The sequence below is a fragment of the Bacillus sp. DHT2 genome, from assembly GCF_026241455.1.
Classification (GTDB): Bacteria; Bacillota; Bacilli; order Bacillales; family Bacillaceae_G; genus Bacillus_A; species Bacillus_A pseudomycoides.
In genome coordinates this window covers 510777-532831 of sequence record NZ_JAPHWH010000002.1, presented here as the reverse complement: position 1 = coordinate 532831, position 22055 = coordinate 510777, and the positions used below count along the sequence as shown (strand labels likewise).

The 22055-nt window shown below is 36.7% G+C and carries 31 protein-coding genes and 1 pseudogene; 24 read left to right on the top strand and 8 right to left on the bottom strand.

The features are described 5' to 3' along the window. Positions 1-25: 25 nt before the first annotated feature. The 3 genes from ORL93_RS07845 to ORL93_RS07835 form a co-directional block, all read right to left on the bottom strand. On the bottom strand, positions 26-871 hold the full coding sequence (locus tag ORL93_RS07845; protein ID WP_097794404.1) for a hypothetical protein: 846 nt from the start codon (positions 869-871) through the stop codon (positions 26-28). A gap of 200 nt (positions 872-1071) precedes the next feature. Continuing rightward, positions 1072-1731, bottom strand: coding sequence for a hypothetical protein (locus ORL93_RS07840; protein ID WP_097794403.1), 660 nt, complete (start codon positions 1729-1731; stop codon positions 1072-1074). Between the two features lie 5 nt (positions 1732-1736). Continuing rightward, positions 1737-2054, bottom strand: a complete 318-nt coding sequence (locus ORL93_RS07835; protein ID WP_016132003.1) for a PadR family transcriptional regulator — start codon at positions 2052-2054, stop codon at positions 1737-1739. A 183-nt stretch (positions 2055-2237) separates the two neighbouring features. On the opposite strand from ORL93_RS07835, the pseudogene ORL93_RS07830 reads away from it, so the two are divergent. The 3 genes and pseudogenes from ORL93_RS07830 to ORL93_RS07820 form a co-directional block, all read left to right on the top strand. Continuing rightward, positions 2238-2651 (top strand): annotated as a pseudogene (locus ORL93_RS07830) (spore photoproduct lyase family protein); the annotation flags it as partial. A 145-nt stretch (positions 2652-2796) separates the two neighbouring features. Beyond that, the gene (gene mntR, locus ORL93_RS07825) at positions 2797-3225 is read left to right on the top strand and encodes a transcriptional regulator MntR (RefSeq protein WP_016116280.1); all 429 of its coding nucleotides are present in this window, start codon (positions 2797-2799) and stop codon (positions 3223-3225) included. A gap of 104 nt (positions 3226-3329) precedes the next feature. Then, positions 3330-3986 carry an HAD family hydrolase gene (locus ORL93_RS07820; RefSeq protein ID WP_026008605.1) on the top strand — a complete coding sequence of 219 codons (657 nt, stop codon included), beginning with the start codon at positions 3330-3332 and terminating at the stop codon, positions 3984-3986. Between the two features lie 17 nt (positions 3987-4003). On the opposite strand, the gene ORL93_RS07815 is transcribed toward ORL93_RS07820, so the two are convergent. Both ORL93_RS07815 and ORL93_RS07810 read right to left on the bottom strand, forming a co-directional pair. Then, entirely contained in the window at positions 4004-4405 is a 402-nt protein-coding gene (locus tag ORL93_RS07815) for an SA1362 family protein (protein WP_006095934.1), read from the bottom strand. 83 nt (positions 4406-4488) lie between these two features. Next, the gene (locus tag ORL93_RS07810) at positions 4489-5409 is read right to left on the bottom strand and encodes a DUF1385 domain-containing protein (protein WP_003200320.1); all 921 of its coding nucleotides are present in this window, start codon (positions 5407-5409) and stop codon (positions 4489-4491) included. Positions 5410-5652: 243 nt separating this feature from the next. On the opposite strand from ORL93_RS07810, the gene ORL93_RS07805 reads away from it, so the two are divergent. The 4 genes from ORL93_RS07805 (at position 5653) to efp (ending at position 8277) form a co-directional block, all read left to right on the top strand. Further along, a complete protein-coding gene (locus ORL93_RS07805; protein WP_003200322.1) occupies positions 5653-6117 on the top strand; it encodes a YqhR family membrane protein in 465 nt (154 codons plus the stop codon). Between the two features lie 75 nt (positions 6118-6192). Further along, positions 6193-6633 carry a type II 3-dehydroquinate dehydratase gene (gene aroQ, locus ORL93_RS07800; RefSeq protein WP_040118980.1) on the top strand — a complete coding sequence of 147 codons (441 nt, stop codon included), beginning with the start codon at positions 6193-6195 and terminating at the stop codon, positions 6631-6633. A 4-nt stretch (positions 6634-6637) separates the two neighbouring features. Continuing rightward, positions 6638-7699 carry a Xaa-Pro dipeptidase gene (pepQ, locus tag ORL93_RS07795; RefSeq protein WP_040118979.1) on the top strand — a complete coding sequence of 354 codons (1062 nt, stop codon included), beginning with the start codon at positions 6638-6640 and terminating at the stop codon, positions 7697-7699. A gap of 20 nt (positions 7700-7719) precedes the next feature. Further along, positions 7720-8277, top strand: a complete 558-nt coding sequence (efp, locus tag ORL93_RS07790) for an elongation factor P (RefSeq protein WP_006095937.1) — start codon at positions 7720-7722, stop codon at positions 8275-8277. Between the two features lie 37 nt (positions 8278-8314). Here the strand turns inward: efp and ORL93_RS07785 are convergent, their stop codons facing one another. Both ORL93_RS07785 and ORL93_RS07780 read right to left on the bottom strand, forming a co-directional pair. Next, the gene (locus ORL93_RS07785) at positions 8315-8617 is read right to left on the bottom strand and encodes a hypothetical protein (protein WP_265958839.1); all 303 of its coding nucleotides are present in this window, start codon (positions 8615-8617) and stop codon (positions 8315-8317) included. Beyond that, positions 8614-9177 (bottom strand): GNAT family N-acetyltransferase, encoded by a 564-nt coding sequence (locus ORL93_RS07780; RefSeq protein ID WP_097794401.1) that lies wholly within the window; start codon positions 9175-9177, stop codon positions 8614-8616. Before ORL93_RS07780 ends, ORL93_RS07785 begins: the two co-directional genes overlap by 4 nt. Positions 9178-9374: 197 nt before the next feature. On the opposite strand from ORL93_RS07780, the gene ORL93_RS07775 reads away from it, so the two are divergent. Genes ORL93_RS07775 through ORL93_RS07735 form a run of 9 tightly spaced genes read left to right on the top strand, consistent with a single transcriptional unit; the run spans position 9375 to position 14905 of the window. Next, on the top strand, positions 9375-9656 hold the full coding sequence (locus tag ORL93_RS07775) for a YqhV family protein (RefSeq protein ID WP_097794400.1): 282 nt from the start codon (positions 9375-9377) through the stop codon (positions 9654-9656). 27 nt (positions 9657-9683) lie between these two features. Then, positions 9684-10610: a stage III sporulation protein AA gene (gene spoIIIAA / locus ORL93_RS07770; protein ID WP_003200253.1), complete on the top strand. Its 927-nt coding sequence runs from the start codon at positions 9684-9686 to the stop codon at positions 10608-10610. Continuing rightward, complete coding sequence (spoIIIAB, locus tag ORL93_RS07765; RefSeq protein WP_016131997.1) at positions 10604-11119, top strand: stage III sporulation protein SpoIIIAB; 516 nt, start codon at positions 10604-10606, stop codon at positions 11117-11119. The genes spoIIIAA and spoIIIAB overlap by 7 nt, the downstream gene beginning before the upstream one ends. Positions 11120-11133: 14 nt before the next feature. Next, positions 11134-11337, top strand: coding sequence for a stage III sporulation protein AC (gene spoIIIAC / locus ORL93_RS07760; protein ID WP_000020914.1), 204 nt, complete (start codon positions 11134-11136; stop codon positions 11335-11337). Between the two features lie 20 nt (positions 11338-11357). After that, positions 11358-11744, top strand: coding sequence for a stage III sporulation protein AD (gene spoIIIAD / locus ORL93_RS07755; protein WP_077293892.1), 387 nt, complete (start codon positions 11358-11360; stop codon positions 11742-11744). A 10-nt stretch (positions 11745-11754) separates the two neighbouring features. Next, on the top strand, positions 11755-12927 hold the full coding sequence (gene spoIIIAE, locus ORL93_RS07750) for a stage III sporulation protein AE (RefSeq protein ID WP_003208467.1): 1173 nt from the start codon (positions 11755-11757) through the stop codon (positions 12925-12927). 12 nt (positions 12928-12939) lie between these two features. Next, positions 12940-13572 (top strand): stage III sporulation protein AF, encoded by a 633-nt coding sequence (gene spoIIIAF / locus ORL93_RS07745; RefSeq protein WP_018780780.1) that lies wholly within the window; start codon positions 12940-12942, stop codon positions 13570-13572. Then, positions 13562-14227 (top strand): stage III sporulation protein AG, encoded by a 666-nt coding sequence (spoIIIAG, locus tag ORL93_RS07740; RefSeq protein WP_018780781.1) that lies wholly within the window; start codon positions 13562-13564, stop codon positions 14225-14227. The genes spoIIIAF and spoIIIAG overlap by 11 nt, the downstream gene beginning before the upstream one ends. Positions 14228-14239: 12 nt before the next feature. Beyond that, on the top strand, positions 14240-14905 hold the full coding sequence (locus tag ORL93_RS07735; protein ID WP_098148737.1) for a SpoIIIAH-like family protein: 666 nt from the start codon (positions 14240-14242) through the stop codon (positions 14903-14905). A 71-nt stretch (positions 14906-14976) separates the two neighbouring features. On the opposite strand, the gene ORL93_RS07730 is transcribed toward ORL93_RS07735, so the two are convergent. Continuing rightward, positions 14977-15174, bottom strand: a complete 198-nt coding sequence (locus tag ORL93_RS07730) for a DNA recombination protein RecO (protein ID WP_097794397.1) — start codon at positions 15172-15174, stop codon at positions 14977-14979. Between the two features lie 485 nt (positions 15175-15659). Here ORL93_RS07730 and accB point away from each other — a divergent pair, with 485 nt between their 5' ends. The 8 genes from accB (at position 15660) to ORL93_RS07690 (ending at position 22053) form a co-directional block, all read left to right on the top strand. Beyond that, the gene (gene accB, locus ORL93_RS07725) at positions 15660-16148 is read left to right on the top strand and encodes an acetyl-CoA carboxylase biotin carboxyl carrier protein (RefSeq protein ID WP_018766177.1); all 489 of its coding nucleotides are present in this window, start codon (positions 15660-15662) and stop codon (positions 16146-16148) included. A gap of 16 nt (positions 16149-16164) precedes the next feature. Further along, entirely contained in the window at positions 16165-17517 is a 1353-nt protein-coding gene (accC, locus tag ORL93_RS07720) for an acetyl-CoA carboxylase biotin carboxylase subunit (RefSeq protein ID WP_006095944.1), read from the top strand. Positions 17518-17540: 23 nt separating this feature from the next. Beyond that, positions 17541-17933 carry an Asp23/Gls24 family envelope stress response protein gene (locus tag ORL93_RS07715; protein WP_003208459.1) on the top strand — a complete coding sequence of 131 codons (393 nt, stop codon included), beginning with the start codon at positions 17541-17543 and terminating at the stop codon, positions 17931-17933. 346 nt (positions 17934-18279) lie between these two features. Beyond that, entirely contained in the window at positions 18280-18672 is a 393-nt protein-coding gene (gene nusB, locus ORL93_RS07710; RefSeq protein WP_018780784.1) for a N utilization substance protein NusB, read from the top strand. 22 nt (positions 18673-18694) lie between these two features. Beyond that, positions 18695-19555 carry a bifunctional methylenetetrahydrofolate dehydrogenase/methenyltetrahydrofolate cyclohydrolase FolD gene (gene folD, locus ORL93_RS07705; RefSeq protein WP_097794395.1) on the top strand — a complete coding sequence of 287 codons (861 nt, stop codon included), beginning with the start codon at positions 18695-18697 and terminating at the stop codon, positions 19553-19555. A gap of 26 nt (positions 19556-19581) precedes the next feature. Continuing rightward, positions 19582-20940, top strand: a complete 1359-nt coding sequence (gene xseA / locus ORL93_RS07700) for an exodeoxyribonuclease VII large subunit (protein WP_265958838.1) — start codon at positions 19582-19584, stop codon at positions 20938-20940. Beyond that, a complete protein-coding gene (xseB, locus tag ORL93_RS07695) occupies positions 20930-21160 on the top strand; it encodes an exodeoxyribonuclease VII small subunit (RefSeq protein ID WP_016116257.1) in 231 nt (76 codons plus the stop codon). Before xseA ends, xseB begins: the two co-directional genes overlap by 11 nt. Next, on the top strand, positions 21160-22053 hold the full coding sequence (locus tag ORL93_RS07690; RefSeq protein ID WP_265958837.1) for a polyprenyl synthetase family protein: 894 nt from the start codon (positions 21160-21162) through the stop codon (positions 22051-22053). Before xseB ends, ORL93_RS07690 begins: the two co-directional genes overlap by 1 nt. The last annotated feature ends 2 nt before the right edge of the window (positions 22054-22055 follow it).

Genomic DNA, 22055 nt, shown 5'->3' with positions numbered 1-22055 from the left:
GAGGGCATTTGCCCTCTCCTTATTTTTATAGTAAATTCAGTACTTTTTCTACTTTGATTCCTTTGTCTTGTAAAGAACGAAGACGATTTACAACATCCATAATCTCTTTATCAAAAGTAACGCTAATTCCTTGGCTTTGTAATTCTTCTTTTAAGTTTTCAATGGAATCATCTATATCGATGCCAAGCTCATAATCTTGACATACTTCAATTGTTTTCTTCACAAGCTTCACATAATTTTCTTGTAGTTTTGAATTCGCTTCGGCTGGAGCCGCTTGTTTTGGTTTTGTAGGCATAGCCGAAACCGTTTCTTGCTTTGCAACCGGAGTGGATACTTCTTTCTTTACAGGTGCTGAAGTAGGTGCCGCTACAACTGTCTCTGAACGTACTGGCTTTGGCGCTGGTGCTGGAGTAGGTTTAGGGATTACAACGGGTTCTTCAGCACGTGTAACAGGCTTTGGAGCAGCTGTGACTACTTTAGGTACTTTTTCTACCACTACTTCTTTTTTGGGAGCAGTTTCTACAGGTGCCACTTCCTGTTCAGCTGCTTCTTTATTCTCTTTGCTCCACATAACGCGTTCGATTTCTAGGGAAACATTGTTTTTGTTCATTGCGGTTAATGTAACTTTACCAACTTCAGCGTTTCCAGTGAAATCGACAATTTTATAAATCACACTTTTGTTCCAATCTACGTTCCCGCTCAAAAATAATTCTTCGTTACATTTTGGCGTTAAGCCCTCGATTTTAATTTCTGCATTTACACCGTTTTCACTATATACCATAATTAGCGAAGCATTTACATCTTCGTCTGCTAACATTAGTTCACGTACCATTTTGCCGGTGCGTACTTGCGTTTTTTTCTTAAGTGACATCAAATTTCCCCTCTCAAAAATTCATTAATAATAAAAAAATCGTATAACGAAAAATAATTGCTCACGAAGAAATATGATACCGATAATAAAAGCATCACGTCAACAATTAACTTTAATTATTTTGCATTTTTCTTTTTTTCTTTATGAAATTTTTCAATTTGTAAAATTAGACAGAAGAAAAACAGCCTTTTTGAAGGCTGTTAAAATCTAGAGGTTTTATATAAAATTTTGTATAAAATGTAAAAGGAAATTGTAATAAGAGCACCTTGCCAAACTGTTAAGTTATAGGATAAATAAGGTTTTGTTTTAAAATAAATATCTGAAAACACTGATAATCCAAATGGTATACAAGCTGATAATATGAGCATAATTTTTTGCTTCCAAGACGCTAACATTGTGAAAGAATATCGTCTTAATACGGAAAAAGTTAAAAAAGTACCAGTGGTTAAAATAATAGCTGACAATATTGTTCCTAGGATACTAAATGGAATCCCTGGTTTATTTGCATGATTAAAAAATACATGCGTAAATGTATCATATCCAAATTGGATAGCTAACAATAAACTAACTGCAAAGCCAATAACTGCACCTTTTTCGAAAGTAGTTTGGTGCTTAGATGAATTAATTAATTCATCGCAATATGCTTTTAAATCCTCTCCAAAAATATCATAGGCATTTTTACTATTTTTTTGAGCTTCTAAAAGGTGATCTAGTATTTCTAATAATAGCTCCTCCATTTGCTCCTGTGGAATACTAGTAAACCGCAAATATATGAGCATATCTCCATAGATAGCTTCATTTTCGGGGGTTAGAAGTTTGCGTTTTTTATTATTCAGCTCAATTAAATCTTTCGCTTTCATCAATCTCACTCTCCCTGCAATAAATTATTTACCGTTGTCGAAACCATCCCCCAGCTCTTTTTAAACTCTTCTAGCTGTTCGAACCCCTTATCGGTTACATGATAATATTTTCGCTTTGGCCCAAGGCTAGAAGCTTTTAATGTACCAGCAATGAGTTTTTCTTTTTGCATTCGTAGCAAAAGAGGATAGATACTACCTTCACTTACGAATGTAAAGCCATGTTGGTTTAATTTCGTACTCAGTTCATATCCATACACTTCTTCTTGCGAAATGATATATAAAATACATCCTTCGAGCACACCTTTTAACATTTGACTATGCAATTGCGTCACCGCCTTCAAGTAACTTGTTGTGCAAGGTAGTTGTTATCTAAATTATAACATTCGGTAACTTGCAACACAAGTTACTAAAGTGGAAAATTTTAAACAGCGCTGTCAGCATGCGTTTGCTCATACTAAAATGAGGGAGGGAATCATATGAAGCCATTTATGCCAAAGCTTGTTTATTTTGAACCGGGTACCACAACATTTGAGGATCGAATTGAAGCAGCCCGTAAAGTAGCGGGAGCAAATTTTCCACTTGGTTTTATTGTTGCTCCAATTTATATGCATGAAGGTTGGGAAGACGGGTATCGTGAATTATTTGAACGACTTTCTGATGCGTTAAAAGACTTAACCCTACTAAATTTATCATTCGAATTGATTCAACATCGCTTTACTAAGCCAGCGAAAAAGGTAATACAACAACGTTATCCCAATACGAAACTCGAAATGGATGAGGAGAAACGAAAATATAAATGGGGACGATATGGCATCGGAAAATATGTATATCAGAAAGATGATGCAGTGAGGTTAGAGGAAACGATAAGAAGATATAGTTACGAATATTTTCCGAATGCTGAAATTCAATATTTCACATAAAAGAATCTGTATATACATGCAGATTCTTTTTATATTTCATAGCTTTTGGTCTGTTTCCACCCTTGTCATGATACCCTTTCTGGTGTATCATTTTATTGATTGCTTAGTGCGGAAAACACAAAATAAAATTGGATGGAGGAAGCCGATGCCTACCCCTAGTATGGAAGATTATATTGAACAAATTTATTTGTTAATTGATGAAAAGGGATATGCCCGTGTATCTGATATTGCTGAAGCGCTTAGTGTACATCCATCCTCTGTAACGAAAATGGTACAAAAGTTAGATAAAGATGAGTATCTAATTTATGAAAAATATAGAGGGCTTGTATTAACATCAAAAGGGAAAAAAATCGGGGAGCGTCTTGTATATCGTCATGAGTTACTAGAACAATTTATGCGTATCATCGGTGTGGATGAAAGTAAGATTTATAATGATGTAGAAGGAATTGAGCATCATTTAAGTTGGGAAGCTATTGACCGCATTGGTGATTTAGTACAATATTTTGAGCAAGATGAACTTCGAATTGAAACACTTCGCGGTGTTCAAAAAGCAAATGAAGAGCAGGGGAAGTAAAGGGAACGAGAGGCGTTTCCTTTTTTGTTTAGAAGAGGAATTTACTTTATTTAAGTTGAATGTATAGAGATGTGAAAAATTGTTTTGTAAAAGGCGGGATCGGAATGAAAGCAATTATTTTTGACTTTGATGGATTAATTGTAGATACAGAAACAATTTGGTTCCAAGCTTTTCAGGAAGTAATTCGCGAATATGGTGGAGATTTACCTCTAGAAGAGTTTGCAAAATGTATTGGAACAACAGATGAAGTGCTTTATACATATATTGAACAACAATTGAAAGAGCAATTTAATAAGAACTTGCTAAAAGAAAAAGTTTCGGCTTTACATCAAGAGAAAATGAAAATACCAGTAGCTCGTGATGGTGTGAAAGAATACTTAGAAGAAGCAAAAGGTCTTGGAGTAAAAATTGGTTTAGCTTCTAGTTCTTCAAGAGAATGGGTTATTGGGTTTTTAGAAGATTTAGGGATTCGGGAGTATTTTGAAGTAATTAAAACGAAAGAAGATGTGGAGAAAGTAAAACCAGATCCAGCACTGTATAAAGCGGCTATTGAAGAACTGAAAATTGATTCTTCAGAAGCTGTTGTGTTTGAGGATTCAGTAAATGGATTGAAAGCAGCGATTGCGGCAGGATTAAAATGTGTCGTTGTTCCAAATGAAGTTACAAAGGCTTTGCAGTTTGAAAATCACCATCTTCGCTTAGGAAGTATGAAAGAAAAAAGCTTAACAGAAGTACTTCAATATGTGAGGGAGCATAAATAAAAGAAAGACCGCATTTCCTAAAAGGAAGCGCGGTCTTTCTTTTTATTTTTTTTACCTTCAATCACGGTTAAATGAGATTGTTTTCGTTTCCTTTTTAACAATGATGAATTGCCTTTCTTAACTTTGTCATCAGAAGCATTTCGTTTTAATAAAGAATTGCTTAGGGGTGCTACGTTTTGTTTTCCGTATTTTCGGTTCGATTGTTTCGCAGCACGCTTATAAGAGTTTTGCGAATTGGCGGAACCGCTGGAACTTGTAAACATTTTATATAATAAATAAAAGACACCAACAACAAGTAACATGATGACAATGTTTTTAACCATTCCGTATGGATCTGTAATTGCAGATGATACGAGACCGAATATTGCTAACCCAATAATAAGCACGAATAAAGCGAACGTAAACGAACGACCGTTCATAGGGAACACCTCCTAAATAACATATATTAAAATTAGTATATTAGCGACAAGGAAAGGAGTTGAGTACCATTTTTAAAAAATTATTAGTGTTTTTCTTCTAAACGTAATAATTCTTCAAAGGATGCAATTGCAACTTCAACTTGATCATCTTCTGGTTCTTTTGTTGTTAATAGTTGAAGCCATAACCCTGGGTATCCTAATGCGCGCAAGACCGGAATATCTCGTAATCGATTCGTAAATTGCAAGACTTCAAAAGAAATCCCTAGAACAACTGGAATTAATAAAATTCGATTTACCACTCTGACCCAAAGGGGATCAGTTGGAACAAGAAAGTAGACAAACATTCCGATAATGACTGTAAATATAATAAAACTACTACCGCAACGATAATGGAGACGAGTTTGTTTTTGTACATTTGCTACTGTCAGCGGAAGATTGTTTTCGTAAGCATTAATGACCTTATGTTCCGCACCGTGATATTGAAACACACGCTTAATGAGCGGAGTTAGTGACACAATATATATATAGCTCAGTAAAAGGATGAGCTTAATGATGCTTTCGACAATAATTTGCCCAGTGTGAGATGGGAAAATCGGTCGTGTCAATTCCGCTAAAAGTGCGGGGACTGCTGTGAAAATGACTTTGCCGAATATGAACGATAAGACTCCGACTGCGGCTACTCCTAATACCATCGTTAATTTTGACTGCTCTTCTTTCTTGTGTGTAAGTTGTTCATCGTCTTCAGGATGAACGTCAAATCGTTCCGAAGCAAAGTTTAAATGTTTTGCTCCATTGGCACTTGCGTCAACGATAGCGGCGATACCACGTAGAAAGGGAACTTTCTTTAGCATAGATAATACTTTATTCCGTACGCGTGGTAATCGATAAAATTCGATTGATTTATCTTTGCGACGAACCGCTGTAACAGTATATTCTCTACCACCAAACATAACTCCTTCTATGACCGCTTGCCCACCGTATATTTGTTTTGTCTCCTCTGCCATGTTAACACCAACCTGTATTTGTTTCTCTCTTATGTAGAAAAGAGGCAATTGTCACACTTGGTTCTGTCATTGTGAGATTTGACAATCACCGAGTTTCCTTTATTTTATCGACAAACACAAGCTGCTGACAAGGAAAATTGTTACGGAAGCCAGACATTTCTTATTCTTTTTATAGACAAATTTCGCATGATTTAAACATGCTTCAAAATAGTTTCGGACATACTAGTAAGCGGAGGTGTCGATGTGAAGCAAGAACAATCAATAACAAAAAACATTGTACAGATTGGTTTATTTGGTGGTGTTTTTTGGGGATGTATATGGTATTTTCTTCATATTTTTTCATTTACAGAAGCCGGACCAAACTATTTGCTTTTACCATTTGCGTTTGGATCGTGGAAAGAAGGAGTTTGGGGAAATGTATTGGGTATTGTTTGTATAGGGCTTCTTTCTATTTTAGTGGCATTTCTCTATAGGGCTCTTTTCAAAAGATTTGAAGGGATACTACCGGGAATACTCTATGGACTGTTTTGGTGGGGCATTTTATTTTTCGGACTGGGTTCTATTGCACCTGTTATAAAAAATGCACTTCATTTACCGAAAGAAACAATTGTCACAACAATATGTATTTTTATTTTATACGGTGTGTTTATCACATATTCTGTTTCATTTGAAGCGAACAATGCGAATCAAGGGGAAGGGTTGGAGTAGACAAACTATTCAAATAAGTGGCTCCTGTGTTAGAATGTTGTATAGACATTTTTTATATTAAGGAGTTTAAAGTATATGAAAAAAGTACTCCTCGTTAACGGTCCTAACTTAAATCGTCTCGGTGTTCGAGAAGTGAATGTATACGGGAAAGGAACGTTGGCATCATTAGAAGAAGAGATGAAGCAAGAAGCAGAGAAATTGGGAGTGGAGTTAGAATGTTTTCAATCGAATCATGAAGGTGCTCTTATTGACATCATTCATGAGGCTGATGACATATATGAAGGAATCATTCTAAATCCAGGAGCATTTACGCATTATAGCTATGCGATTCGAGATGCGATAGCGAGCATTTCGATTCCAGTTATTGAGGTACATATTTCTAACATCCACCAGCGGGAATCGTTTCGTCATGAATCTGTGACGGCAACAGTCACGGCGGGCCAAATTGTTGGGTTTGGTTTTTATGGCTATAAGTTAGCGTTATTTGCATTATTGGAGAAACTTAGGGAGGCATAAATTGATGGAAAAGATCACGAAGTTAAGAAATGCATTTGGTGAAGCTGGTATTGATGGTATTTTATTAACGAATGAATATAGCCGTAGATATATGACGAACTTTACAGGGACAGCTGGTGTTGTACTTATTTCTAATAATCGTGCTCTGTTTATTACAGATTTCCGCTATGTAGAGCAAGCTGGTAAACAAGCTGTTGGTTATGAAATTGTGCAACATACAGGACCAATTCTGGATGAAGTTGCGAAACAAGTGAAAGAATTAGGAATTCAAAAGCTTGGCTTTGAGCAAGATACTCTTACATATAGCTCTTATACAGCACATAAAGAAGCGGTAGAAGCGGAATTTGTTCCAACTTCTGGGCTTGTAGAAAAGTTACGCTTGATTAAGACGGATTCAGAGATTAAGATATTAAAGGAAGCTGCACAGATTGCAGATGCTGCCTTTGAACATATTCTATCATTCATTCGCCCAGGCGTATCTGAAATTGAAGTGTCAAATGAACTTGAATTTTTCATGAGAAAACAAGGAGCAACATCTTCTTCGTTTGATATTATCGTTGCTTCAGGACTTCGTTCAGCATTGCCGCATGGTGTGGCATCTGAAAAAGTGATAGAAAAAGGAGATTTCGTAACATTAGACTTCGGTGCTTATTATAAAGGATATTGCTCTGATATTACGCGTACGATTGCAGTCGGCGAACCATCTGATAAATTAAAAGAAATTTATAATGTCGTTTTAGAAGCACAGCTTCGTGGTGTGAACGGCATTAAAGCTGGTTTAACTGGTCGTGAAGCTGATGCATTAACACGTGACTACATAACGGAAAAAGGATACGGTGAATATTTCGGACATTCTACTGGTCATGGAGTGGGCCTTGAAATCCATGAAGCACCAGGCTTAGCATTCCGTTCTGAAACGGTACTTGAGCCAGGAATGGCTGTGACAGTAGAACCGGGCATTTATATTCCTGGTGTTGGCGGTGTGCGTATCGAGGACGATATTATTGTAACAAGTGAAGGTAATGAAGTAATCACGAAATCTCCAAAAGAACTTATTATTTTGTAATACACAGGAGGATTTTTTGCATGATTTCAGTAAATGATTTTCGTACAGGTTTAACAATTTCAGTGGACAATGCCCTTTGGCAAGTGCTTGATTTCCAACATGTAAAGCCAGGTAAAGGTGCTGCGTTCGTTCGCTCTAAATTACGTAACCTTCGCACAGGTTCTGTTCAAGAAAAAACATTCCGTGCTGGTGAAAAAGTAGAAAAAGCACACATCGAAAACCGTCGTATGCAATACTTATACGCGAGCGGTGAGTCTCACGTATTTATGGATAACGGAACTTATGAGCAAATCGAACTTGGCGAAAACCAAATCGAGCGCGAACTTAAATTCCTAAAAGAAAACATGGAAGTAGCAATTATGACATACCAAGGCGAAGTACTTGGTGTTGAACTTCCAAACACAGTTGAGTTAAAAGTTGTAGAAACAGAGCCTGGTATTAAAGGTGACACAGCTTCTAACGTAACAAAACCAGCTACATTAGAAACTGGCCTTGTTGTACAAGTACCAATCTTCATTAACGAAGACGAAATGCTTATCATCAACACAGGTGAAGGTAAATACGTTTCTCGTGCATAGTTAGAAAAAGCACTCGTGATGATCACGAGTGCTTTTTTTATGTGAAATAAGGTATATAATAAATGATGCTTGTAATAAGACTGATAGTTATAAGACTGATTGTTCCCATTATGTAAGGACTCCAAATGAATTGGAATGGTTTTACTATCCCTGTTTTGTATATAGTGTGATCCATATTGGCATTAAGATTGATATTTAACGCAAGCAACCAAATAACACCGAATATCGCTAAACTCCCTAGAAAGAAGGCCTCCATAAATGACCAACCAACCATTTTTGAAAAAAGGTAGATACCAACAAATTCTAATGTGATTGTGACAAAAAATTTAATTGCTTTCAATTTGATGCCTCCTTGTTTTTTAATTCCATCCAATTTAAAAAATTCTCACGAGATATAACATGTAGCACACAAGGGGATTTTGTCTCTTTTTCTAGTGCTATATGTTCATCTGGAAACTGTTTTTCTACATGTAGAGAAATATAAGGTAATTTCTCCTGTGCTTTTTGCGAACGGATATTAGTTGTTTTTGCGCCCGCGAATACATATGTAAGATCTAATTCTTCAAATGCCATTTTAAAAATTTCCTTTTTAGCAGCTTCATTGTATCCTTGGCCCCAATGTGGATAGCCGAGCCAACTACCGATATGAGATTTCTTTTTTTTGTGATCGATATGTTTGAGAGAGGTGATACCAATTATCTCCTTGTTTTCATTTACAATCACTCTTGATAGAGATTGTTTTATTCGTTCTTCTTCCATTGCAAAACGAATAAATGCTTTTGTATCTTCGATAGTTTCTACTTTTAGCCCTAGGGCGTCTTTCACATGTGGATCGCTAGATAATGTGAAAATGATGTCTGCATATTGTAAATCGAGTGGTAATAATGTTACGTGATTCATAGAAAATCCCCTTTCGTACACTAAATATAACATAAATTAATGGGAATATTCAGATTTTTGCAGCGATTGATGTGAAAAATTATGTTTTTACTTCTGAAATAGACAACCTCTGCATATGGTTGTACAAATATATTCTTTTTGGAATAAGAGTTTTGTTAGTGAACTGAAAAGTAATTGGTAGGAGAGAAGGTGGGAGAATGAAACAATGGCTGGCGGCAATGGAAACATCCGTGCTTGTCATGGGATTGCTTCGGTTGTTTTCAGGTAGTGCGGAGATATTCGCCGCTTTGCTTATGCTTTATGTGAATGATGCAAAAAAAGCATTGTTTATAAATGGTATGTTGGCATTTGTTGGACCGACTGTATTAATTTTAACGATGTCAATCGGTATTGCGAGTGTTACAAATGAAATTTCTTTTTTGAAGCTCTTTTTTCTAACTCTCGGAATTGGCTGTATTTTTATTGCAGTGTTGAAATAGTAAGTCAAGTATGGTGGGGAGAAGCAGATGAAAGAAGTATTAGAGGTTTTACCAAAAGCGATGAAACAGTTTATTGAAGGCTGTGAACAATATAGCGCGTTAGAAGAAATTAGGGTTCGGATAGGAAGGCCACTTGAATGTATTGCTCGTGGAGAAGTGTTCTTTTATGACTATGTCGTTACAGCAGAGGATGCAATCTACTTATTAAATAAGCTTAGTCAATATTCTATTTATACGATGGAAGAAGAGTTAAAGCGTGGGTATGTTACTTTGCGCGGTGGTCACAGGATTGGCTTAGCTGGAAAAGTAATTACAGAGAAAAGTGCAGTGAAGATGATTCGAGATGTGTCATCATTTAATATTCGAATTGCCCGTCAAAAAATCGGGATAGCTGAGCCACTCTTATCTTATTTGTACGACTCACGTTGGTTAAACACAATGGTAATTGGCCCTCCGCAAACAGGGAAAACAACACTTCTCAGGGATGTGGCACGTTGTATGAGTCAAGGGGTTCGTTCTCATGAAATTCCTTCTTGTAAAGTGGGGATTGTTGATGAACGCTCAGAAATCGCTGGATGTGTAAAAGGGATTCCGCAATATGAATTTGGCCCGCGTGTTGATGTGTTGGATGCATGTCCAAAAGCAGAAGGAATGATGATGATGATTCGTTCTATGAGTCCGGACGTATTAATTGTTGATGAAATTGGGCGTGTGGAAGATAGTGAAGCGATTATGGAGGCGGTACATGCGGGGGTTCAGCTTTTTATAAGTGCTCACGGATTTTCTTTTGATGATGTAATGAAACGACCATCTTTAAAGGCTGTGATGGAGCTTGGTGTGTTTGATCGCTTTATTGAACTATCAAAAGCAAAGGGACCTGGAACCGTTGTTCAAGTCAAGGATAGAGATGGAAAGCCTGTTCAAAGGCGAGGAAAGGTTCAAAGCGTATGGTGAAAATATTTGGTGCGGTGTTAATTGTAGCGGTGAGCACTTTCTTTGGTTTTTCGTATGCCAAAAGATATAGTGAACGCCCGCGTCAACTTAGGCTTTTAAAAGCAGCGCTGCAATCGTTAGAAGCTGAAATCATGTATGGGCATACGCCTTTATCAGAAGCAGCAGAGCGCTTAGTAAAACAAATGCCAAAGCCTTTAAACTGGATATTTCAAAGTTTTTCAAAGCGACTAGAAAGCGGCGAACAAACAGTTAGAGAGGCTTGGCTTGAAAGTTTACAAGAAAATTGGAAACTCACTGCATTTAAACAAACTGAATATGAGATTTTGCAGCAATTTGGTGAAACATTAGGGCAGCATGACCGTGAATCGCAGCAAAAGCATATTCGCTTATGTATTACGCACCTAGAAAGAGAAGAGGGTGAAGCGAAAGCACTTCAACTTCAATATGAAAAGATGATAAAGAGTTTGGGTGTACTAGCAGGACTACTTATCGTAATTTTACTGCTATAGGGGGGAGAAAGGCGATGTCCATCGATGTTGGATTAATATTTCAAATCGCCGGAATCGGCATTGTTTTAGCTTTCATTCATACAGTACTAAAAGAGTTAAAGCGGGAGGATATTGCAAACTGGGTTATTCTTGTCGGTTTTGTCGTTATTTTATTTCATGTTGCATTTTTGATTAATACTTTGTTTGACAAGATTAAAAGTGTCTTTCTCTTTCAGTAAAGGAGGCGGTTCGAATCGAGATTTTACAAATTGTCGGATTGGGCCTCGTCGCGACATTTTTAGCAGCTGTGCTAAATCAACATAAATCTAGTATCACTTCTTTGTTTATTGTGTTCATCGCGAGTGTCATGTTTCTGCTGCTAATCGATCAAATTCATTCTATTTTAAGAATGATTGAGCGAGTTGCCAGTGAGGCGAAAGTAAGCAATGTCTATGTAGAGACACTGCTGAAAATTATTGGAATTGCTTACATTGCTGAGTTTGGGGCACAAATTACAAAAGATGCTGGTCAAGGTGCAATTGCTTCAAAAATTGAATTAGCAGGGAAAATTTTAATTCTTGTTATGGCTATTCCTATTTTAACGGTTGTAATTGAAACAATTCTTGGTTTTTTACCTACGGGATAAGGGGGAGTGAATGTTGCAAAGGTTTGGAGCTAAGCTGCTGTTTGCTTGCTTCCTTTTCTTTTCTTTACCAATTGTCGTACAAGCTTCTCCTGTAGAAAAAAACGTCGTAGATCAACAATTGGATAAACTCGGAATCGAAGATGTGAAGCAGTTTTGGGACGGGCTTGTCACAAAATATGGAGGTTATTTACCAGAGAGTCAAAAGGGAAGTTTTATGGAATTTGTAAAGGGCGAAAAGGAATTTTCTATAAAAGAATGGATGATAGGGCTATTAAAATATTTATTTCATGAGCTTGTTGCAAATGGAAAGCTACTTGGAACGCTCATTATGCTCACAATTTTCAGTGCATTATTACAATCACTACAATCTGCCTTTTCGAAGAGTAGCATAAGTAAAATTGCAGATGCCGTTGTATATATGGTGTTAATTATTTTTGCTTTAAATAGTTTTTATGTGGTCATGACGTATGCACGAGAAACGATTCAAACGATGGTAGATTTTATATTAGCTTTGCTTCCTATTCTCCTAGCACTCATAGCGACCGGAGGCGGGGTTGTATCAGTATCCTTCTTCCATCCGATTATCATTTTTTTAATGAATACAAGTGGGCTGCTTATGAACTATATTGTTCTTCCGCTCTTATTACTTGCGACCATCTTAAGCATTGTAAGTACAATGAGTGATCAATATAAAGTTACGAAATTGTCCAAGCTCCTGCAAAATGTAAGTGTTGGGATTATTGGTATCTTTCTAACAGTTTTTCTAGGCGTATTATCTGTGCAAGGGACAGCAACAGCAGTTGCTGATGGTATAGCTGTTAAAACAGCGAAGTTTGTAACGGGAAATTTTATTCCTGTGGTAGGGCGGATGTTTACAGAAGCGGCGGATACTGTTATTAGCGCCTCTGGGTTATTAAAGAATACGGTCGGGATTATCGGGCTTGTTATCTTATGTTTAATCGTTGCTTTTCCAGCGATTCAAATCTTTTGTATCGCGTTTATTTATAAATTCGCAGCGGCAGTACTACAGCCAGTTGGCGGAGGAGCTATTATTAAATGTTTAGATATTATAGGAAGAAGTATCATTTATGTATTTGCCTGCTTAGCTATCGTATCCTTTATGTTCTTTTTAAGCATTACCATTATTATTGCCGCGGGGAACATTACCCTCATGATGCGATAGGAGGTGACGAGTATGCAATTTGTTACAGAGTGGATTAGAAATATTATCGTCTTTTTGCTCTTAGCGACGATGCTGCATCTTATCCTTCCTAATTCAAATTTACAAAAGTATGTCAAATTTGTTGTGAGCTTATTGTTAGTCGTTTTAATCTTAACGCCGCTATTTAAGTTATTACAAACGGATGTAAATGAAGTGATTGCGAATTTTAATCAAGAAAAATACGTAGCGGACGGATCGATAAAAAATTCAATTGATACAAAGAAAAAAGAAATACAAGCCCTAACACGTGCATATAGTTTAGAAGAGATGGCTGTCAAAATGAAAAAAGAAGTTGGAAAAGAATTTGAGAAAAAGTATGGCGTGACAGTGTCTGAAATAAAAATAATTGCAGCAGAAACTAAGGAAGAAGTAAAAGCGGCAAAAGATATTCAATCTGTTATTGTGACGCTAAAAGAAGCTGAAGTGAAGAAAAACGATGCAATTGAAACAGTAAAGCCAGTTGAAATTAATACGAGAGCGCCTCGGAAAACTTCGGAAGAAACAAATGTAGAAATGAAACAGTTCTTTTCAAGCAGGTGGCAGCTAGAGGATAAACAAATCCAAGTTCAAATGGAAGGGGGGACAGGTAGAGTAAATGGACAATAAAGATAAAAACTCGAAATTCTCATTTTTTCGCAATTTATTGAAAGGGGACGAAAAAGATGATAGGGAGAAAGGAAAAAAAGTAACACCTAAGTTTTTGCTTGTCCTACTCATACTTGGAATGTTGCTTATGTTTTTTAGTAATTTCTTTCAACCGAAAAAAGAAGAAGTGCCTGTGTTTAAAGAAAAGACAAGTCAAGATTCAGAAAAAGATGTGCCGACTTTTGGACAAAAAAAGAGCGAGAACATGTCAGCTATAGAAAAATACGAAAAAGCATATGAACAAGAATTGAAAGCAGCATTAGAAGATATAACGGGGGTTAAAGATGTGTCTATTGAAGTGAATTTGGACTCATCAGAAGAAAAAATACTTGAAAAAAATATTGTGAAACGATCGCAAACAACAGGTGAAACAGATAAAACTGGAGGAAAAAGACAAGTTGAAGATGAATCAACTGATGAAAAAACGGTGATTATACGCGAAGGTGATAAAGAAACTCCGATTGTATTGCGAACAGAGAAACCAAAAGTGAGAGGTGTCCTTGTCGTAGCAAAAGGGGTGGATAATATACAAATAAAAGCAATGGTAAAGGAAGCGGTGACACGTATGCTTGATGTACCATCACACCGCGTAGCAGTACTACCAAAAAAGGGTTAGGGAGGAAATAAAGTGTTGAAAAAACAAACAGTTTGGTTACTAACAATGCTAAGTTTAGTTGTTGTGTTATCTGTCTATTATGTAACAACGCCTGACAAAATGAATACTGCAACACCAACAGCGAGTGAAAAGGTTGGACAAGAAAAGCAAGGTGTTGAAAAAGAAGTGACAAAAGAAACGACAAAAGAAACGACAAAAGAAACATCTAATAAAGAAGCTACTCCAAAAGAAACAACGAAAGAAACATCGGGCAAAGAAACAGAGAAAAAAGATGATAGTAAAAAAGAGACAAGCAAAAAAGAAGGCAATGTAACAGTTCAATCAAGTGATGAAAACTTTACAGCACTTCGTTTGAAAATGGAAGATCAACGCAGTGCAGAGAAAGAAAAATTACAAGATGTTATGAAATCAACGAAATCTTCCGCTGAAGAAATAAGTAAAGCGAAAGATGAATTAAATGCAATCGATCAGATGGAAACAAAGGAAGGGTTGCTTGAAACAGTTATTAAATCACAAGGTGGCTATAAAGATGCGCTTGTAAGAGCTGATGGAACTGATATTAAAGTAACAGTAAAAGCTACGAAGCATTCTCAAAAAGAAGCAAATAAAATTATCCAACTTGTTCGTGCTGAGGCAGGATCCAAGGATGTAGGCGTCAAGTTTGATCCAGTAAAATAAATTTTAAATATGTATTACGAGCTATGATAAGCTGGAGGATTACTACTCGCGAACAGCCGGATAGAAAAAAGCTATCGTTTTCGATAGCTTTTTTCTATTTCATCTTTTTGTGCTATTTTAATGTTTTCTCCTCGGAAAGGAGAAATGCGCTGAGAGTAAAAAATTAAAGGTTCGTGGTAATGGTGGTTGCTTTTTCCGTATTTTATATGAGTGAAGACAACGATGAGCCAGATTAATACAGCTGGTAAGAACAAGATGAGCCATATCATGTTTCTGCACCTCACTATTAAGATATTTTACTTTACTTTGAACATACTATTCGTATGTGAAGGAAGGATGAACGGCTTGTAAATAAAAAAATAATATTTTGTAAAATATGTTGTTGTACATAGTTAAAATAAGATGAGAATAATAAATCAAGAGCTCTAAATTTTAAATGAAAAAAGAGCAAAAACATGTTTTTTATGAAGTGGTCTTGCCAATTTCGAGTGAAACTTGGTATTATTACTAGGTAATAAATTATTTAGTGAAATAATATTTTTTACAGGAGTTTCGATTTATCGTAAAGAAATATAAATTGGAATGTTGAAAATATTTATCGTAAGATGAGAGTAGCAAAAGTTTCTATTAGTAAATGTTATAGGAATGATTTCTCTAGGAGAATGAATCGTATCTTTACAGACAACATAGTTTGCTTTTATATGTTCAGTATCTGTAAGAACGGGACAAACAAGTGTATGGGAGTGGATTTTATATGTTTAAAATTCAAGAAGTTCGTGAATTAATTAAGTTAATTGATAGCTCTAACATTGATGAATTTGAATACAAAAAAGATGGCACGACAATTAAAATGAAAAAGCGTGGGAATGAAGTTGTGTCTGTACAGACAACGCCAGTAGTGAAACAAGCATTACAAACGCAAGCGGTAGAAATGGAAACAGCCGTAGCAGCGGCGCAGGTAGAAGTACCGAAGCAGGAAGAGAAGAAAGCTGTTCAAGATGAGAATTTACATACAATCACATCACCGATGGTTGGAACATTCTATGCATCTTCTTCACCAGATACGCCTGCATATGTAAGTGTCGGGGATCGCGTTTCAGAAGGTACAGTCGTTTGCATCGTTGAAGCGATGAAGCTCTTTAATGAAATTGAAGCAGAAGTAAATGGAGAGATTGTTGAAATTCTTGTGAACAACGGACAACTTGTTGAGTATGGACAACCGCTATTTCTTGTAAAAGCGTAATAAGGGAGTCTTTGTGATGATAAAAAAAGTATTGATAGCCAATCGTGGGGAAATTGCTGTGCGAATTATTCGTGCTTGCAAAGAGATGAATATTGAAACAGTAGCTATTTATTCAGAAGCGGATAAAGAATCACTTCATGTGCAAATCGCAGATGAAGCGTATTGCGTTGGGCCAACAATGTCGAAAGAAAGCTATTTGAATTTGACGAATATTATAAGCGTTGCAAAATTAACAGGTTGTGATGCAATTCACCCTGGTTATGGATTTTTAGCCGAAAATGCTGATTTTGCAGAACTATGTCGTGAATGTAACTTGATTTTTATCGGACCTAGCCCAGAAGCAATTTCAAAAATGGGTACAAAAGACGTTGCGCGTGATACAATGAAAGAAGCAGGGGTTCCGATTGTACCAGGTTCACAAGGGATTATAAAAAACACAGAAGAAGCGATGGAACTTGCAAATCAAATTGGATATCCCGTTATTATTAAAGCAACTGCAGGTGGCGGCGGAAAAGGTATTCGTGTTGCACGTCATGAAGAGGAGCTTATAAAGGGAATTCAAATTACACAGCAAGAAGCTAGTACCGCTTTTGGAAACCCTGGTGTATACTTAGAAAAGTACGTTGAAGATTTCCGCCATGTTGAGATTCAGATAATGGCAGATGCACATGGCAATGCGATTCATTTAGGAGAGCGTGATTGTACAATTCAGCGCCGTTTGCAAAAACTATTAGAAGAAAGTCCTTCTCCTGCTCTTGATGCAAATATTCGTGAGAAAATGGGTGAAGCGGCAGTAAAAGCAGCGGTAGCGGTTGATTATACAGGTGCTGGTACGGTTGAGTTTATTTATGAATATAAAACGAAAAGCTTTTACTTTATGGAAATGAACACGCGAATTCAAGTAGAACATCCGGTTACAGAGATGGTAACAGGGATGGACTTAATTAAAGAGCAAATTCGTGTTGCTTCAGGAGAAAAGCTATCGCTACAGCAAGAAGAAGTACAATTTAAAGGTTGGGCAATCGAATGTCGAATTAATGCGGAAAACCCTGCCAAAAACTTTATGCCATCTCCAGGGAAAGTGGAAATGTACTTACCACCAGGAGGATTTGGTATTCGCGTCGATTCAGCTGTTTATCCTGGTTATTCAATTCCACCTTTTTATGATTCGATGATTGCGAAATTAATTGTTCACGGAAAAACACGTGAAGAAGCAATTGCAAAAATGAAGCGAGCACTTAGTGAATTTGTCATTGAAGGCGTACATACGACAATCCCGTTCCATTTACAATTGCTAGATCATCCTGATTTTATAAAAGGGGAATTTAATACTAAATTTTTGGAAGAGCATGAACTTGTGACGCAGTGATACATTTAAAGGAGGTTTTTTTCATGGCTGAACATATGTTAGATATGGGTCAAGATACAACCCTTGGAAAAGTAGAAATTGCACCAGAAGTAATTGAGGTAATTGCAGGTATCGCAACTGCTGAAGTAGACGGCGTAGCGGCAATGCGCGGCAACTTTGCTACAGATGTTGTTGAGAAGTTAGGAAAGAAAAATCACGGTAAAGGCGTGAAGGTTGAATTAGTAAACGACGATATTATCGTTGACGTTTATGTTGTCATGTATTTTGGTGTAGCAATACCAGTTGTTGCACAAAAAATTCAAGATAATATTCGCCAAGCACTCTTTACAATGACGGGTCTTGAGCCGAAAGAAGTAAATATTCACATCGTTGGCGTAACATTCGAAACGCAAAAAACAGAAATCGAGCCAGTATAAAAATGAGAAGGTGCCTTGTCAAATAGGCACCTTTTTTCTCGTTTCATCTCTTCATGCACGAAACCTTTAAAATATTATACTATTTTAAAAAATACAAAATATAAAAAGGGAATGATACGTTTTTTCAAAAAACGTACATTGTGATAGGGTATGGAACTTGAAGTTAATCTTTTTATTATTTTTCAGCCTTGTAACTCGTGTATGAAACGATAAATTGTGTTATTATCATTGTATTATAAGGTTGAAAAATCAATGAAAACTGTAAGAGTAAGTAAATTGACGGCTTATAAATTATAATAATATAACAAAACATAAGGAAAGACTTGAAGTATAAAGGAGAGTTACAATGAAACGTAGGACGGCTAGAGAAAGAGCCATGCAAGCATTATACCAAATGGATATTACTGGAGAATTAGAGCCGAAAGTAGCGGTGGAAAATACGCTAGAAGAAGGCGAAGAAACAAATGAGTTTTTAGAATCACTTGTTGTTGGTTGTGTAGAACATAAAGAAGCAATTGATGAAGCAATTCGTCAAAATTTAAAGAAGTGGAAATTAGAACGTATTAGTATTGTAGATCGCAGTATTTTACGTCTAGCTGTGTATGAAATGAAGTACATGGAAGAAATTCCACACAATGTAACAATTAACGAAGCAATTGAAATTGCAAAAACATTTGGGGATGAGGAATCTCGTCGTTTTATAAACGGCGTTTTATCTAATATAAAAGACACACTGTAATTTCTTTAAGGGGGAATCTTAAATGGTAGCAGTAATCATCAAAGGAAATGAAGTTGCGGAGAAAAAACGAGCACAATTGAAAGAAGAAGTTGTGAAGTTGAAAGAGCAAGGGATTGTACCAGGATTAGCCGTTATTTTAGTTGGAGAAGACCCAGCATCTCGTTCTTATGTAAAAGGAAAAGAAAAGGGCTGTGAACAAGCTGGAATTTATTCAGAGTTAATTGAGTTTCCAGATACAATTACAGAAGAACGTTTGTTAGCTGAAATTGATCGCTTAAATGAAGATGACCGTATTAATGGTATATTAGTACAATTGCCTTTACCGAAACATATTGAAGAGAAAGCTATCATTGAAAGAATTTCACCTGAAAAGGATGTAGATGGATTCCATCCAATCAGCGTTGGCCGTATGATGACAGGTCAAGATACATTTCTTCCATGTACACCGCATGGCATTGTAGAATTAGTAAAAGAAACAAATCTTGATATTTCAGGAAAACACGTTGTTGTAATCGGAAGAAGTAATATCGTTGGAAAACCAGTGGGACAGCTGTTTTTAAATGAAAATGCGACTGTAACATATTGCCATTCCAAAACGAAAAATATAAAAGAATTATCAAAGTTAGCTGATATTTTAATTGTAGCTGTTGGAAGACCGAAAATGGTAACAGCTGACTATATAAAAGAAGGTGCAGTTGTAATTGATGTTGGTGTCAACCGTTTAGAGACAGGTAAGCTGTGCGGTGATGTTGACTTTGAAAATGTACTTGATATTGCGGGTTACATTACACCAGTACCAAAAGGTGTCGGCCCAATGACAATTACAATGCTCCTTCATAATACAGTAGAATCTGCAAAACGCGCAGGAGTTGTTTGTAAATAATTTGAATCGGCTATGAGGAGAGAAAGATGGAAAAGCAATATTTAACCGTTACAGCATTAACACGCTATATAAAAACAAAAATAGAGTATGACCCGCATTTACAGTCTGTTTGGTTAAAAGGAGAAATTTCAAATTTTAAATGTCATAGCCGTGGCCATATGTATTTCACATTAAAGGATGAAAATGCAAGAATAGCAGCGGTTATGTTTGCGGGTCATAATCGCAATATAAAATTCAGACCAGAAGATGGAATGAAAGTACTTGTAAAAGGGAAAATCTCTGTCTATGAAGCAAGTGGTTCATACCAAATTTATGTTCATGATATGCAGCCTGATGGAATTGGTAATCTTCATTTAGCTTATGAGCAATTAAAGGTTCGATTAGAGGAAGAAGGGCTGTTTTCTCAAGTTTATAAACAGCCAATCCCTGCCTATGCGAAAACAATTGGTGTCATTACATCTCCAACAGGAGCTGCGATTCGGGATATTATAACGACGATTAAACGTCGTTATCCAATTGGGAATGTGATTGTATTTCCGGTACTTGTACAAGGGGAGTCTGCGGCTCCCTCAATTGTACAAGCGATTCAAACAGCGAATGAGATGAAGGATATAGATGCTTTAATTGTCGGTCGTGGGGGCGGTTCCATTGAAGAGCTATGGGCCTTTAATGAAGAAATGGTTGCACGGGCGATTTTTGCAAGTGAAATTCCAATCATCTCGGCAGTTGGACATGAAACAGACTTTACAATTGCTGATTTTGTAGCAGATTTACGTGCACCAACTCCAACGGCAGCAGCAGAACTTGCAGCACCAAATATAATTGAATTACAAGAGAAAGTGTTACAACGAACCCTTCGCCTGCAAAGGGCAATGCGAGAGGTGTTACATAAAAAGCAAGAACAACTGCAAACACTTCAAAAGTCGTATGCGTTTCGTTATCCAAAGCAAGTGTATGAGCAAAAAGAAGAACAGTTAGATCGTACTCTTGAACAGCTTATTTTGGTGAAAGAACGCTATGTAGAGAAAAAGGTAAATCAGTTAAAACAGCTCTCATTTTATTTGGAGAAGCATCATCCCTCTCAAAAGATTGTACAAACAAAAACAAGGGTAGAAACGTTGCAAAAGCAATTGCAACGTGAAATGCAAACATTACTGCAAACGAAAGAGTTTGCGTTTATGAGGGCGGCTCAAAAATTAGAGGCGCTAAGTCCACTTAAAGTAATGATGAGAGGATATGGGCTCGTATATAGTGAAAAAAAGCAAGTGTTAAAAAGTGTGAAAGATGTCGGCCTTGGTGATGTTGTTTTAGTACAATTACAAGATGGAGTGTTAGATTGTAACGTATCGGGCATAGAGGAGCGTGAATTGAACAATGGAAAATAAATTAAGCTTTGAAGAAGCAATTTCTCAGCTTGAACATCTTGTTTCTAAGCTCGAACAAGGCGATGTTCCTTTAGAAGAGGCGATTTCATATTTTAAAGAAGGTATGGAGTTGTCTAAGCTATGTGATGAGAAATTGAAAGATGTACAAGAACAAATGGCAGTTATCCTTGGAGAAGATGGAGAACTTAAACCATTTACTGCTGTAGGAGATGAAGCATAGTGGTATATGTAGCTTTTGATGCTTTTGTGAAAGAGAGTAAAACTTTCGTCGAGGAGCAGCTTGCACGCTATGCAAATCAATTACAATGTCCAAATGTACTTCGCGAAGCGATGACATATTCATTGGAAGCAGGCGGAAAGCGTCTCCGTCCGTTACTTTTATTTGCAACGTTGCAAGCGTTTGAAAAGGAAAGAGAACTGGGCATAGGAGCAGCTTGTGCTCTTGAAATGATTCATACCTATTCGTTAATTCATGATGATTTACCATGTATGGATGACGATGATTTAAGACGGGGAAAACCAACAAACCATAAAGTGTTTGGTGAAGCGATGGCCGTTTTAGCGGGAGATGGCTTGTTAACACATGCTTTCCAAGTAGTGACAGCGTATCATCATCAAGACATTTCTACAGAAACAAAGCTAAGACTTGCGCTTGAACTTGCAAAAGCAGCTGGACCAGAAGGAATGGTTGCTGGACAGGTAGCGGATATGGAAGCGGAAGGAAAGCGGCTTGAGCTTAGTGAATTAGAATATATTCATAAGCATAAAACAGGGCGGTTATTAGAATATGCCGTGCTTGCAGGAGCGGTACTTGCAGGAGCAACACCAGAACAAGAGAAGAAACTACTTGCATTTGCAAAATATATTGGTCTGGCTTTCCAGATTCGAGATGATATTTTAGATGTAGAAGGTACGGAAGAAGAAATTGGAAAACCAATTGGTAGTGATGCTTCCAATGAAAAAAGTACATATACGACGTTATTTACTATAGATGAGGCAAAATGTATCTTAGAAGAAACAATTGTTAAAGCGAAAGATGCGATAGCATCTTTACAATTACAAGATGAGTATTTATTATCTATTTGTGATTTGATCGCAAAGCGTAATAACTAATG

Bases quoted from the DNA above. Each gene is read 5' to 3' on its own strand.
- xseB (WP_016116257.1), top strand. From the start codon at position 20,930: ATGGAAAATAAATTAAGCTTTGAAGAAGCAATTTCTCAGCTTGAACAT.
- mntR (WP_016116280.1), top strand. From the start codon at position 2,797: ATGCCTACCCCTAGTATGGAAGATTATATTGAACAAATTTATTTGTTA.
- ORL93_RS07845 (WP_097794404.1), bottom strand. From the start codon at position 871: ATGTCACTTAAGAAAAAAACGCAAGTACGCACCGGCAAAATGGTACGT.
- xseA (WP_265958838.1), top strand. From the start codon at position 19,582: ATGGAAAAGCAATATTTAACCGTTACAGCATTAACACGCTATATAAAA.
- ORL93_RS07810 (WP_003200320.1), bottom strand. From the start codon at position 5,409: ATGGCAGAGGAGACAAAACAAATATACGGTGGGCAAGCGGTCATAGAA.
- ORL93_RS07840 (WP_097794403.1), bottom strand. From the start codon at position 1,731: ATGAAAGCGAAAGATTTAATTGAGCTGAATAATAAAAAACGCAAACTT.
- ORL93_RS07730 (WP_097794397.1), bottom strand. From the start codon at position 15,174: ATGATATGGCTCATCTTGTTCTTACCAGCTGTATTAATCTGGCTCATC.
- ORL93_RS07815 (WP_006095934.1), bottom strand. From the start codon at position 4,405: ATGAACGGTCGTTCGTTTACGTTCGCTTTATTCGTGCTTATTATTGGG.
- aroQ (WP_040118980.1), top strand. From the start codon at position 6,193: ATGAAAAAAGTACTCCTCGTTAACGGTCCTAACTTAAATCGTCTCGGT.
- ORL93_RS07820 (WP_026008605.1), top strand. From the start codon at position 3,330: ATGAAAGCAATTATTTTTGACTTTGATGGATTAATTGTAGATACAGAA.
- spoIIIAF (WP_018780780.1), top strand. From the start codon at position 12,940: ATGCAATTTGTTACAGAGTGGATTAGAAATATTATCGTCTTTTTGCTC.
- pepQ (WP_040118979.1), top strand. From the start codon at position 6,638: ATGGAAAAGATCACGAAGTTAAGAAATGCATTTGGTGAAGCTGGTATT.
- spoIIIAB (WP_016131997.1), top strand. From the start codon at position 10,604: ATGGTGAAAATATTTGGTGCGGTGTTAATTGTAGCGGTGAGCACTTTC.
- folD (WP_097794395.1), top strand. From the start codon at position 18,695: ATGGTAGCAGTAATCATCAAAGGAAATGAAGTTGCGGAGAAAAAACGA.
- spoIIIAC (WP_000020914.1), top strand. From the start codon at position 11,134: ATGTCCATCGATGTTGGATTAATATTTCAAATCGCCGGAATCGGCATT.
- accC (WP_006095944.1), top strand. From the start codon at position 16,165: ATGATAAAAAAAGTATTGATAGCCAATCGTGGGGAAATTGCTGTGCGA.
- efp (WP_006095937.1), top strand. From the start codon at position 7,720: ATGATTTCAGTAAATGATTTTCGTACAGGTTTAACAATTTCAGTGGAC.
- nusB (WP_018780784.1), top strand. From the start codon at position 18,280: ATGAAACGTAGGACGGCTAGAGAAAGAGCCATGCAAGCATTATACCAA.
- spoIIIAA (WP_003200253.1), top strand. From the start codon at position 9,684: ATGAAAGAAGTATTAGAGGTTTTACCAAAAGCGATGAAACAGTTTATT.
- ORL93_RS07780 (WP_097794401.1), bottom strand. From the start codon at position 9,177: ATGAATCACGTAACATTATTACCACTCGATTTACAATATGCAGACATC.
- spoIIIAE (WP_003208467.1), top strand. From the start codon at position 11,755: ATGTTGCAAAGGTTTGGAGCTAAGCTGCTGTTTGCTTGCTTCCTTTTC.
- accB (WP_018766177.1), top strand. From the start codon at position 15,660: ATGTTTAAAATTCAAGAAGTTCGTGAATTAATTAAGTTAATTGATAGC.
- spoIIIAG (WP_018780781.1), top strand. From the start codon at position 13,562: ATGGACAATAAAGATAAAAACTCGAAATTCTCATTTTTTCGCAATTTA.
- ORL93_RS07715 (WP_003208459.1), top strand. From the start codon at position 17,541: ATGGCTGAACATATGTTAGATATGGGTCAAGATACAACCCTTGGAAAA.
- ORL93_RS07775 (WP_097794400.1), top strand. From the start codon at position 9,375: ATGAAACAATGGCTGGCGGCAATGGAAACATCCGTGCTTGTCATGGGA.